Source organism: Lysinibacillus sp. NPDC094177, assembly GCF_050279145.1.
GTDB lineage: Bacteria > Bacillota > Bacilli > Bacillales_A > Planococcaceae > Lysinibacillus.
Map to the genome: position 1 here is coordinate 335242 of NZ_JBNNTW010000003.1, position 12508 is coordinate 347749.

At 35.8% G+C, this 12508-nt stretch carries 10 protein-coding genes; all 10 read left to right on the forward strand.

Annotated elements, in window-relative coordinates; all coding sequences use genetic code 11:
• The first annotated feature begins 28 nt into the window (after window positions 1–28).
• Entirely contained in the window at window positions 29–1177 is a 1149-nt protein-coding gene (locus ACQKNC_RS07765) for an acyl-CoA dehydrogenase family protein (protein ID WP_427424268.1), read from the forward strand.
• Window positions 1178–1195: 18 nt separating this feature from the next.
• Window positions 1196–2155 carry a thiamine pyrophosphate-dependent dehydrogenase E1 component subunit alpha gene (locus tag ACQKNC_RS07770; RefSeq protein ID WP_427424269.1) on the forward strand — a complete coding sequence of 320 codons (960 nt, stop codon included), beginning with the start codon at window positions 1196–1198 and terminating at the stop codon, window positions 2153–2155.
• A 13-nt stretch (window positions 2156–2168) separates the two neighbouring features.
• On the forward strand, window positions 2169–3155 hold the full coding sequence (locus ACQKNC_RS07775) for an alpha-ketoacid dehydrogenase subunit beta (protein WP_427424270.1): 987 nt from the start codon (window positions 2169–2171) through the stop codon (window positions 3153–3155).
• Complete coding sequence (locus tag ACQKNC_RS07780) at window positions 3152–4360, forward strand: dihydrolipoamide acetyltransferase family protein (protein ID WP_427424271.1); 1209 nt, start codon at window positions 3152–3154, stop codon at window positions 4358–4360. Before ACQKNC_RS07775 ends, ACQKNC_RS07780 begins: the two co-directional genes overlap by 4 nt.
• A 35-nt stretch (window positions 4361–4395) precedes the next feature.
• Complete coding sequence (gene lpdA / locus ACQKNC_RS07785) at window positions 4396–5790, forward strand: dihydrolipoyl dehydrogenase (RefSeq protein WP_427424272.1); 1395 nt, start codon at window positions 4396–4398, stop codon at window positions 5788–5790.
• A gap of 204 nt (window positions 5791–5994) precedes the next feature.
• Complete coding sequence (locus tag ACQKNC_RS07790; RefSeq protein ID WP_427424273.1) at window positions 5995–6759, forward strand: SDR family NAD(P)-dependent oxidoreductase; 765 nt, start codon at window positions 5995–5997, stop codon at window positions 6757–6759.
• Window positions 6760–6828: 69 nt separating this feature from the next.
• Complete coding sequence (locus tag ACQKNC_RS07795; RefSeq protein WP_427424274.1) at window positions 6829–7878, forward strand: zinc-dependent alcohol dehydrogenase; 1050 nt, start codon at window positions 6829–6831, stop codon at window positions 7876–7878.
• A gap of 87 nt (window positions 7879–7965) precedes the next feature.
• Window positions 7966–8775, forward strand: coding sequence for an enoyl-CoA hydratase/isomerase family protein (locus ACQKNC_RS07800; RefSeq protein WP_427424275.1), 810 nt, complete (start codon window positions 7966–7968; stop codon window positions 8773–8775).
• Between the two features lie 185 nt (window positions 8776–8960).
• Entirely contained in the window at window positions 8961–10688 is a 1728-nt protein-coding gene (locus ACQKNC_RS07805) for a class I adenylate-forming enzyme family protein (RefSeq protein WP_427424276.1), read from the forward strand.
• Window positions 10689–11510: 822 nt separating this feature from the next.
• A complete protein-coding gene (locus ACQKNC_RS07810) occupies window positions 11511–12500 on the forward strand; it encodes a ketoacyl-ACP synthase III (protein ID WP_427424341.1) in 990 nt (329 codons plus the stop codon).
• Window positions 12501–12508: the final 8 nt, after the last annotated feature.

Here is a 12508-nt window from a genome sequence, read left to right on the forward strand (position 1 = left end):
TACTACTAATATATGAGGAGGATTTATTATGGATTTTGAATTTACGGAAGAACAATTAATGCTGCAAAAAATGGTTAGAAATTTTGCGGAAAATGAAGTCTCTAAGTATGCGTACAAGATTGATAGAGAAGAGAGTTTTCCTTATGAGTCTTGGAAAATAGCTGGGGAACTTGGTCTACTAGGAATTACCGCTCCAGAAGAGTATGGTGGTTCTGGTTTAGGAATCATTGAAACTTGCATTGTTGCGGAAGAATTGGCTGCTGTTTGCACTTCTACTTGTGCAACGATTATCCATCAATCAGGTTTAGTGATAGATAATTTTATGCGAAATGCTACTAAAGATCAAATGGAAAAATATTTACCGCGATTATGTTCTGGAGAATTAATCGGTTGCCTTGCCATGACAGAACCTAATGCGGGATCAGATGTATTAAATATGCAAATGAAGGCGGAAAAAACCAAAGATGGATATATATTAAATGGCACAAAAACCTTTATAACAAATGGACCTGTAGCGGATTTCGCTTTGGTTTATGCAAAGACATCCCCGGATAAGGGGGCAAAAGGGATAAGTGTATTCTTTATTGAGGATGGTACACCAGGATTTAAAAAAGGGAAAAAGTTCGAAAAAATGGGCTGGAGAGGCTCACCAACAGGAGAACTTATCTTTGAAAATTGTTTTATACCAAAGGAAAACCTGGTTGGCGAGGAGGATAAGGGTATAAATATTTTAATGGCAGGGCTAAATAGTGAACGCGTTGTGATGGGGGTACAAGGGGTAGGCATTGCTGCGGGAGCATTGAAGGCGTCATTAAAATATGCTCAAGAGAGAGAACAATTCGGAAAATCAATTTCTGGATTTCAGATGATTCAAGATAAACTTGCGACAATGTATACAAAAATAGAAGCTGGTCGGGCATTAGCCTATAAAGGTGCATCATTAATAGAAAATGGAAAGTCTGATGAAATTGGTAAGCTCGCAGCTGCTGCAAAACTGTTTGGTTCAGACGTAGCGATGGAAGTAACAACTGAAGCAGTGCAAATATTCGGAGGATACGGTTACATGAAGGAATTCCCGGTCGAACGATATATGCGAGATGCAAAGCTAATGCAAATTGGGGGCGGGACATCAGAAATTCAAAAGCATATAATTTCGAAGGCATTACTTTCGGATTAATTAGAAGGAAGGGATTACATGTCATTAAATAATGAAGGGAAAATAGAATTATATCGAAGAATGTATTTGGCAAGAAAGTTTGAAGAATCACTTGATAAATTATTTGCTGAAAATAAATTAGCAGGATGGATTCATTCTTGTAAAGGACATGAGTCTACAGGAGCCGCTATATCTCTTATTTTAAAGAAAAGTGATTACTTAGTTCCTTATCACCGTTCACGCTCATCAATTTTAGGAAGAGGATTAGCTGCGAAGCATTTGTTAGCAGAAATTATGGGTAAGAAAACGGGCTGCTGCAATGGAGTTGGTGGAGAAGCCCATATTATGGATCCGGTAACGAATATTTATGGAACCGGAGGAATTATTGGAAGTAATATTCCAATTGGTGTAGGGCTTGCCTATAGTAGCAAGCTATCAAAAAACAATAATGTTGTGATCTGTGGTTTTGGTGAAGGGGGTAGTAATCGGGGTGCTTTCCATGAAGCTCTCAATATGGCAGCCATTTGGGATCTTCCTATTGTATTTGTTTGTGAAAACAATTACTATGCGGAATTTTCCCCGCAACATGAACAGATGAAAATTGAAAACGTAGCTGATCGTGCAGCTTCCTACGGGATGGAAGGAATCATTATAGATGGCTATGATCCACTAGAGTGCCATCATGTCATCGAAAAAGCAGTGAGTCATGCTAGGAATGGAAAAGGGCCAACTCTCATTGAAGCAAAAACTTATAGATTAAAAGGTCATTATGAAGGGGATCCGATGAATTATAGATCTAAGGAAGAAATGGAAAAGTGGGCAAAACGTGATCCAGTACTAATCTTCAAAAAGCAATTGTTGGATACTTCACTAACTGATCTTCAAACGCTTGAACGTCTAGAAGCAATTGTTAATGATGAAATCGATGAAGCGGTTGAATTTGCCTTGAATTCAGAATATCCGTCTCAAAGTGAGGTATTAGCAAACGTCTATGCTTAAGGGGGTTACTACTATGTCTAATATTAGTTTTCGTTGGGCAATCAATCATGCTTTGGATGAAGAAATGTCAAGAGATGAAAAAGTATTTTTGATTGGTGAAGATATTGGAAAGCCTGGTGGGGTTTTTGGATTAACTAGAAACTTACATGCAAAGCATGGAGATTTAAGAGTCAAGGATACTCCTATCAGTGAAGAGGCAATTATGGGTCTTGCAGTCGGTGCGGCAATCGCTGGTTATCGCCCAGTGGTTGATTTAATGTTTATGGATTTTATAACTATTGCAATGGAGCAACTGACTAATCAGGCGGCAAAGACCTTTTATTTATCAGGGGGAAAAATTAAGGTTCCCCTAGTAGTTCGCGTTTTAGCAGGTGGTGGTTTTCGTGCAGGTGCGCATCATTCCCAAACCTTAGAAAGTTGGTTAACACATGTTCCAGGACTGAAGGTGGTATATCCAGCAACTCCCTATGATGTGAAAGGGTTGCTAATATCTTCTATTCGAGATAATAACCCCGTAGTTTTTCTTGAACATAAATCATTACTAAGCGTAAAGGGGGAAGTTCCTAATGAGGAATACACAATCCCATTAGGTAAAGCTGATATAAAACGTAAAGGAAAAGATGTATCTATTATCACTTTTGGTCGAATGGTGCATTTATCTTTGGAAGCAGCAGAGAAGCTATCAGAGATTGGAATAGATGTTGAGGTGGTTGATCTTCGAACGCTACTCCCTTTAGATAAAGAAACCATATTGAAATCAGTAAAAAAAACGAATCGTGTAGCGATTGTACATGAAGCAGTAAAAGAAAGTGGTTTTGGTGCTGAGATTTCCAGTGTTATCTCAGAAGAAGCTATTTATGATTTGGATGCGCCGATAATAAGAATAGCAAGTGCTTTTTCTCCTATCCCTGTTGGTGAACTGGAGGATTATCTTTATCCTTCAGTAGAAAAAATAGTATCGGAAATAAAAAGTTTATGTGAACAGGGGGGTGAAATATGATTACGGATGTTATTATTCCAAAGCTAGGTGCTGAAATGCAAAGAGCAAATATAGATGAATGGAAAAAAGATGAAGGTAGTTGGGTTGATGTAGATGATGCCATACTCGTAATTCAGACAGAAAAGATCACCAATGAAATAGAAGCACCAGCTTCCGGATATTTGCATATTATCGGACATGAGGGAACGGAATATGAAATTGGAAAAGTCGTAGCCCAAATAGCTAAAAGTAAGGAAGTATATCAAGAGTTGCAAAGTAGGCAATTGGATCACACACAGGGAAAGCCGAATGGTGATCTTTTGAATAAATACGAGTTAAGGCAGAAGGCATCGCCACTTGCTAGAAAAATGGCTAAGGATAATTCTATTAACTTAGCAGTTGTGAGTGGAAGTGGGAGTTCAGGTGCTATTGTAAAACGTGATATTTTGGAGTTTTTGAAGCAACAAAAAGGAAGTGAAAATAAGAAGCCATTCACAGAACAATCGGCTAATCTATTTGCACAGTCTAGTAAAAAAATCAAAGAAACCTATCCGTTAAAAGGAATGAGAAAAGCAATTGCAGAGACAATGATGAAAAGCTTACATTCGACAGCACAAATGACGGATATTAATGAAATTGATGTTCATAGGCTAGTAGAATTTAGAAATAAGATAAATGAAGAATTGCAAGAAGAGTTAGGATTTAAAATCTCTTATAATGATTTGTTTGTAAAAATTGCTGCTACTATTTTGAAAAAAATTCCTGTTCTAAATTCTAGCATTCAGCATGAGGGAATCATTATCTGGGAAAATATAAACATCGGTATAGCGGTTGCGGTAGAAAATGGTTTAATCGTCCCAGTAATAAAAAATGCAGACAAGCTATCTATAGGAGAAATTCACAACCAAAGCAACATATTAATAGAAAAGGCGAGAAAGGGTACCCTTTCTTCAGACGAAGTAGCTGATGGTACTTTTACAATTACTAATTATGGTAGCTATGGTGGATACTTCGGAACACCTATTTTAAACCTCCCTGAAGTAGGTATTTTAGGGATTGGTGCAATTAGTCAAAAGCCAGTTGTACGCGATGGTGAAATAGTTATCAGTGAAGTTTTAGGCTATAGTTTTACGGTGGATCATCGTTTAATAGACGGGAAGATTGCTGGAGATTTTCAAAATGAATTTAAACGGATTATTAATAATCCGAAGATATTATTTATCTAGGAAGCTTTATATTTGGTAATAGTGGAGGCTATGTTATGGAGGAGAAGTGGGATGTAATTGTAATAGGAGGAGGTCCGGGTGGGTATTCTGCGGCAATAAGAGCTAGTCAGCTTGGAATGAAAACGCTTTTAATTGAAAAAGGTGACTTAGGAGGTACTTGTTTAAATGTTGGATGTATCCCTACAAAGTACTTCGTTGAATTTACTAATACGCTAAAAAACATTATGGAATCTAAAAAATTTGGTATTGAATTAAGTATGGGGAGCGTTGATTATCAAGTATTTCAAAATCAAAAACAGAAAATTATTGACCAATTGTCCATGGGCGTAAAAAATCTTTTGAAAAAAAACAAAGTGGAAATTGTTCAAGGGGAAGCTACTTTTGTTTCAGATAAAATAGTACAAATTCAACAGGAAAATGGAGAACTTATAATAGAAGGGAATCATGTCATTGTCGCCGCTGGAACTAGACCGGCTCAATTTAAGATTCCTTTTGATGGAGATAAAATCGTTAGCAGTACAGATATCCTATCCTGGGTTTATATGCCGAAGAGTATAGTCATTGTAGGTGCAGGAGTCATCGGAATGGAATTCGCCAGTATTTTGTCTCAATTAGGTGTGCATGTTTCTGTAATTGAACTTAATTCAATGGTTTTAGCTAATGAGGATCAGGAAATCGTAGGATATTTAAAAAAATCCCTTGAGACAAAGGGGGTTGAGTTTTATCTATCAACCAAGGTTGTCGATGTAGTAGTAAATGAAAATGATGTTGTTCTTACACTGGAAAATGATAGTGGTACAAGTAATTTAGTAGTAGAAAAAGTACTAGTTGCCACTGGAAGAGTCAGCAATGCTGAACTCTTACGAATTGAAAATACAGATGTCGAAACGATAAATGGGTATATAAAGGTGAACGGTAGGATGCAAACAAACATTGAAAATTTGTATGCGGTGGGAGATATAACACCGGGACCGCAACTCGCCCATGTTGCCTATGATGAAGGGATTATAGCTGCAGAAAATATTGCCGGTAATGTGAAAGAGATGAATTACAGTGCTGTTCCACGAACAGTTTTTACATCCCCTGAAATATGTGCAGTGGGCTTAACCGAGGATAGAGCAAAAGAACTGTTTGATAATGTTGAAGCATTTAAATACCCTTTGCAGGCTAATGGAAAAGCGTTAATTAATGGAAATGGACAAACAGAAGGGATAGTTAAAATTATTATTGAAAAAAAATATGGAGAGATTTTAGGTATAGCTATGGTAGGTCCTAAAATAAACGAGATGATATCCACTGGTACCTTAGCTATGACTTTGGAAGCTACAGTTGATGAAATTGCAAACACCATTCATCCGCACCCATCTTTGTCAGAAATGATGAAAGAGGTTTCACTCCTAGCTTTAGGTAAACCGCTTCATTTTGGATAGTGTATTGTAGTTATGTCGAAAATTGTTGCTAAAAAATAAAGTGGAACTTCAATCATAGGGGGTTTTCCTTTTCCCCTACATAGATAGAGGAACACTAGCTAAAACCTTTACATTTTGTAAAATACTTGTGTAACCAACAGTCAGTTACGGGATAAGAAATACTCAATTTGATTATTTTTTTAAAAAGAAAGGAGTGAAATGTGGATGACTAATTTGTTTGATTTGTCTGGCAAGACGATTATTGTTACTGGTGGTAGTAGTGGCATAGGTATTTCAATGGTTCATGCTCTAGCTGATTATGGTGCAAATGTAATTATTGCTAGTCGTAATGTAGAGAGGTGTAATAATGTTTTGAAAGAAATTGAATCTAAAGGAGGGAAGGGGGCAGTAGTTCAACTAGATATATCAGATGAAAAAAGTGTCGAGAATCTAGTAAAAGAAGTTTTGGATCGATTTGGGACAATCGATGTACTCATTAATAATGCGGGTATTAGCCCGTTCATGGCTCCAATTGAAAAGGTTAAGATAGCAGGATTTAAAAAAATACTGGATGTTAATTTAATAGGGGCGCTCCAATGTGTGCAAGCAGTAAGTGAATATATGATCGAAAGAAAGAAAGGAAAGATTATAAATATATCCTCATCTGCTTCAAAGGTATCTGTAGAGGGATTGGGTGCGTATTCGATTACGAAAGCAGCTCTGAATAGCCTCACAAAAACACTTGCCTTTGAATGGGGCAAATACAATATTAATGTAAATGCAATAGCTCCGGGTTTTATGGATACAGGAGTTGCTAATTTAATTACAGATTCAGAAAATATACTTAAACCAGTCCTTGATAGAACACCGATGGGCCGTACAGGAAAAGCTGAAGAATTAAAGGGATCAGTTGTGTTCCTTGCATCAGATGCTTCAAATTACCTTACAGGTCAAACATTATATATAGATGGCGGTGCTGGAAATTGCTGAAACTGTATAGTGAAATAACATGTATTTGGCAATCTAATATGAAAGGAGATACTTAGAATGGAGGGGAAAATGAAAGCTGCCGTGCTTTATGGTAGTGGTGATATCCGCCTAAAGGAAATTGATATTCCTGAAATTGGTAGTAAAGATATTTTATTAAAGATACGAACAGTCGGTATTTGTGGTTCTGATTTACACTCTTATAAAACCGGGCTTTATTCTTTCCCTGAACAAATAATGGGGCACGAATTCTGTGGTGAAGTAGTAAAGATTGGTGTAGATGTAACGGATATTAAGTTGGGAGATAGAGTCACTGGGTTCACGGTTTCTTATTGTGGAAAATGTTACTGGTGTACCCGAAAGTCTTATCGTTTATGCCCAGATCTTTTTAAATCCTATTCCGGTTACGGTGAGCCAGGCGCTATGGCGGAATATATGAAAATTCAAAATGCCGTGTTGAATGAGAATGTATTCTTGATTCCAGACCATGTGACTGATGAAGCAGGAGCTTTAGCAGAACCTATTGGAACTGCGGCTTATTCATTACTACGAACAAAACCAACTGAGCAAGATACAGTTGTCATCATTGGTGCTGGCTTTATTGGGAATATTGTTACTCAATTAATGAAAAATAATCCAGTGGCAAAAGTGATTGTTAGTGAAATTATGGATGAAAGATTAAAACTAGCCAAAAATGTAGGAGCAGACGTTGTAATAAATGCAAACAAAACAGATGATATCCTTTCTAAAATTCAGCAACATACCGGCATAGGAAGACATCATTTTGGGGAGGGTGGAATGGCAGATATCGTAATTGATGCTGCTGGAGGTACAAATACATTAAATCAAGCCTTAACTTTTGCTAGAAGCAAAGGAGTTGTTGGTCTAGTAGCTCTTCCTGAAAAAGATGTAGTAATTGATTCTAGTAAAATAATTTATAAAGATTTGCGAATCATAGGTATATTGGGATCAATGATTCCCAGTGGAATTGATTATTTGAATAAAGGTGCAATTAATGTTGGGTCTCTTATTACTCATACTTTTACTTTAGATCAGGTCGATGAAGCATTTAAAACACTAGTGAGGGATTCAACAGCGTTGAAAGTGATGCTAAAAATATAAAATTCCGAAAATTTTGTAAATAGTTTCTTAGAAAATATTCTAGATTAAATATAGATAGTAAAAAATTATTTTTAAGGAGAGATAACAATGAAATATAAGAAGATTAAATATGAAAAAGAAAATAATGTGGTAACTATTACAATTAATCGTCCAGAGGTGCTTAATTGTATAGACAATGAAACAAACTTGGAGCTTCATCATGCATTCAAAAGCTTCAGAGATGATGATGATGCATTTGTTGCAATTTATACAGGAGCAGGGGATAAGGCGTTTTCAGCTGGGTGGGATTTAAATGATGCTGCTGCAATGAGAGAGCGTCCTCAACTCGATCAATTCCGAAAAGATGTTAGGAATTCAGAAGGGTATTGTGGCTATACGAAGAAATTTGATATTTTCAAACCTATAATTGTCGCAATAAACGGATATGCTGTTGCAGCTGGATTAGAAAATATCATGCTAGGTGATATTCGTATTTCCTCGGAAGATGCTAAATTTGGAGCATTAGAAAGACGCTGGAATATTGTTGCAGGTGATGGTTTATGTGTGCGACTACCATTAATGGTGGGTTATGCAAAGGCGATGGAGTTAATTATTACAGGAAGAGAAATAGATGCTGAGGAAGCGTTAAGAATTGGGTTAGTGAATGAAGTAGTTCCTCAAAATGAAGTCATGTCAAGAGCAAGAGAACTTGCACAATCAATATGTAAGTTACCTCAAGGGGCGCTCCGTGTTGATAAAGAAACGATAGTGCGTGGAGTTGGACGAACTCTAGAAGAGCAGACATTTATTGAAAGTGAGGGCATTATGACAATGTTCCTACGCGAAGATAAGCACTATGAAGGAGCAGGTTCCTTTGTTGAAAAACGACAGCCGAATTTCAGCAACAATGGAATTTGAATTTTTGTCTAGATTAGAATAACGATTAAGATTTTACAAATAAAGTTTATCATTTGGCTATTCAACACTACAATTTTCAGCTCGGAAATGCCGAGAAATTCATCCTGCTAAGCTGTTTCTGATAATGCATTGTTGTTTAAATGCAAATAAATTGAACAATAACCACTTAGGGAAGGTTGATGAAAATGCATATAGCGAAAGACTTTTATAAAAGAATAGGCTATCCTGAGCAGTGGATAACTGATGCAGAGACGTATAGTGACAATGATTCTTATGTTATCTATGACCCTTTATGGGATGATCCTATTGCTGATTTTCCGAATATATCCATATATCACTTATTTAAAAAAAGTGTAGAAAAGTATGGAGACCAAGTAGCAATTATCTATTTGGACAATGAAATTACTTATAATGAATTTGATGTCTTGATTAATAAATTAGCCACACAATTAATTGATTTAGGCATTAAGAAGGGGGATACAATTTGTCCAATGCTTCCACCATCCCTTCAGCATTGGGTAAGTTTCTTTGCTATTGCTAAAATTGGTGCAATCTCAGCACCAATTAACGTAATGTTTAAAGAAAAAGAAATTTCGTATCAAATTAAAGATTGTGGTGCGACTACGGTTATTGTATTAGATAAGTTTTATCCTTATTTTAATAATTTAAGAGAAGAACTAGGGTTAAAAAATATTATTGTTACTAATATAAAAGATTATGCCTCACCGGATTTTAAAGTTTATGATTCATTGAGACCATATTGGGATTTTCCGAAAGCTAAAATGGATAATACATTGGATTTTCAACATTTGATAAATGGTGCAACAGTGACAGATAATGAGGTGCACTTTTATCCAAAAGAGGATGTTGCTAAAATTATTTATACTTCTGGCACTACTGGGAATCCAAAAGGATCTATGACAACCCATTTTAATTTAGTTCATAATACAATTACCCATGCTCACCTTATGAAAATTGATAAGCCAATAAATCTTACTTTTTTACCAATGAATCACACTGGTGGATATTTAGTATTTCAATTACCTACCTTTTATTTGGGTGGAACTGTTATTCTAAGGCCAATCATGAATATGGAGGACATACTTGAAGCAATCCAAACTTATAAAGTAAATGCGATATTCGGACCACCTACTTTTTACATTGGTGTACTACAATATTTAAAATCTAATAAATTTGACCTAAGTAGTTTAACTCTGGTGACTGCCGGCGCTGCTTCAGTCTCGAAGTCTTTAATGGAATCATGGAAAACTCTTATTGGTTCAGACTTAACTGTAGGATGGGGCGGGACCGAAACAAATACCATGGGGACTTGGAGCCAATTAAAAAATAAAAATAATAAATTTTCTGTTGGTGTTCCTTTTATCGGAGAAATAAAAATTATTGATGAAGATGGCCACACACTCCCTAGGGGAAAGGTTGGCGAGCTACTTTATAGAGGATTACAAGTTTCCAAAGGATATTTAAATAACTCTAAAGAGACAATGGCAACGTTTCAAGATGATGGATGGTTTCGAACTGGAGATGCGGGTTATATAGACAGTGAAGGTTTTCTGCATTATGTAGATCGATTAAAGGATCTTATTATTGTTTCAGGATATAATGTTGCACCGATTGAAATAGAGAATGCGATATTACAACATAACGGTGTTAGGGAAGTTGCAGTAGTAGGTGTGCCACATGAATACAGGGTTGAAACAGTTAAAGCCTTTGTTGTTTTATCGGAAGAATCTAAGGGTAAAGTTACTGAACAAGATATTATGGACTTTTGCCGAAAAGAAATCGCTTCCTACAAAGTACCAACAATCGTTGAGTTTTTATCTGAACTTCCAAAAAATACAATGGGTAAAACGTTAAGAAGGATTTTGAAGGATAGAATTAAAGTGAAAGAATGAAGGAAGATATAGAATAATGTTCATAAACAGCGGACCTTACCTAGGGATTAATGGGTATGGTCTTTTTTTGATGAATAACAGGTGGAGAAATCATTTGGATATTTGGAAAATACATAATTAACATCCATTTTTACTCCAAATGCTTGGTGTGTAGGGGGATTCCTCGTAAATTGCGAGATACATATGCAAATGCGGGTACTAAAAAATAGCTAACGACTAGGAATCATTTTAGAACGAGCACCTGGTCTTTTAGTGTTTATTAATTACCTTCCAAAACAGGTGGTATTTCTTCAAATGAATCGTTCGTATAGGAAGTAGGATTTACTCCATTTTGGAGTATTTCTACAATACTTATAACAGCAATTTAACATAGTGTATTGGCTGCTGCTTTTCGAGGTTCGCCGCTAAAGAATAGAGTTTCTTTTAAACCTTCAAACATAAAGCTGAAGGGTAACCATGGATAGATCCAATCAGATTAAAAGGGTAGGCAACCTTTCTGGTGTGATTTGTAAAAGTTGTAAGCCAAAGAACATTAACAGAACGAAAATGGATAAACCTGCAAATTGAATCCATGTAGTGACAGCCAATTTTAATAAAACAAATGTTGCATAAATTTTTTATTTTCTTTATAATTAGTACCAGTTACTAAAATGAGGTAATGATAATAAAGTTATTTGTGTATTGTTATCTTGTCTGATTGAGAAAATAATACATATAGAAGTGTGGAAATACAAAGTTTTACATATTTGAATAACAATAATTTTTTATGGTTAGGTAATAGTACTTGAACATGATAATAGGAGTGAAATGTGAATGATAAACATTCAATCAAAAGCAAGAATAACAGCGATAGGCACATACGTTCCTGAAAATAGACTAACGAATGAAGATTTAGAAAAGATAGTAGAGACGAGCGATGAATGGATTGTGCAAAGAACTGGTATGAGGGAACGAAGAATTACGAGTGACAATGAATTTGCATCCACATTGGCTTTTAAAGCTATAGAAAATTTAGTTGAACAATATCAAAAGGATATTACAGATATAGATTTAATTCTTGTTGCAACAACTACGCCTGATTATGCTTTTCCAAGTGTAGCTTGCCAAATCCAAGAACACTTTAATATTAAAGAAGTAGGTGCACTAGATCTTCACGCTGCTTGTGCTGGATTTACATACGGATTACATGTAGCGAACGGATTAATAACATCAGGTCTTCATCGTAAAATTTTATTTATAACGACAGAAGCTTTGTCTAAAGTTACGGATTATACAGATCGAACAACATGTATCTTATTTGGAGATGGCGCTGCAGCAGTTTTAGTAGAAAAAGATGAAGAAATGCCAAGCTTTATCGCCAGTCATATTGGTACAAACGGTGCTGGAGGTAAGCATTTATATTTAACAAATTTATCTACTACTATGAACGGTTCTTCTTTGAGTACATCTGGAAAGATAGTTCAGAATGGGAGAGAGGTATATAAATGGGCTTCACGTACACTTCCTACAGGTATAGTGGAATTACTACAGCAAGCAAAAATGGAACTAAATGAAATAGATTGGTTTGTTCCTCATAGTGCTAATTTAAGAATGATAGAATCCATCTGTGAAAAATCAGGTATAAGTTTAGAGAAAACATTAACTAGTGTCGAGTATATGGGAAATACATCAGCTGTTTCTATTCCATTAGCCTTACAATTAGGTATAAACGAAGGAAAATTAACTAATGGGGATACTTTATTAATCTATGGGTTTGGTGGTGGCCTAACACACGCTGGACTTATTATTAAGTGGTGTCCAGAAAAATTTTGATCCTTCTT

What these genes read in the sequence shown, in the direction of transcription:
- lpdA (WP_427424272.1), top strand. Translation starts at nt 4,396, where the DNA reads ATGGAGGAGAAGTGGGATGTAATTGTAATAGGAGGAGGTCCGGGTGGG.
- ACQKNC_RS07765 (WP_427424268.1), top strand. Translation starts at nt 29, where the DNA reads ATGGATTTTGAATTTACGGAAGAACAATTAATGCTGCAAAAAATGGTT.
- ACQKNC_RS07770 (WP_427424269.1), top strand. Translation starts at nt 1,196, where the DNA reads ATGTCATTAAATAATGAAGGGAAAATAGAATTATATCGAAGAATGTAT.
- ACQKNC_RS07780 (WP_427424271.1), top strand. Translation starts at nt 3,152, where the DNA reads ATGATTACGGATGTTATTATTCCAAAGCTAGGTGCTGAAATGCAAAGA.
- ACQKNC_RS07795 (WP_427424274.1), top strand. Translation starts at nt 6,829, where the DNA reads ATGAAAGCTGCCGTGCTTTATGGTAGTGGTGATATCCGCCTAAAGGAA.
- ACQKNC_RS07800 (WP_427424275.1), top strand. Translation starts at nt 7,966, where the DNA reads ATGAAATATAAGAAGATTAAATATGAAAAAGAAAATAATGTGGTAACT.
- ACQKNC_RS07790 (WP_427424273.1), top strand. Translation starts at nt 5,995, where the DNA reads ATGACTAATTTGTTTGATTTGTCTGGCAAGACGATTATTGTTACTGGT.
- ACQKNC_RS07775 (WP_427424270.1), top strand. Translation starts at nt 2,169, where the DNA reads ATGTCTAATATTAGTTTTCGTTGGGCAATCAATCATGCTTTGGATGAA.
- ACQKNC_RS07805 (WP_427424276.1), top strand. Translation starts at nt 8,961, where the DNA reads ATGCATATAGCGAAAGACTTTTATAAAAGAATAGGCTATCCTGAGCAG.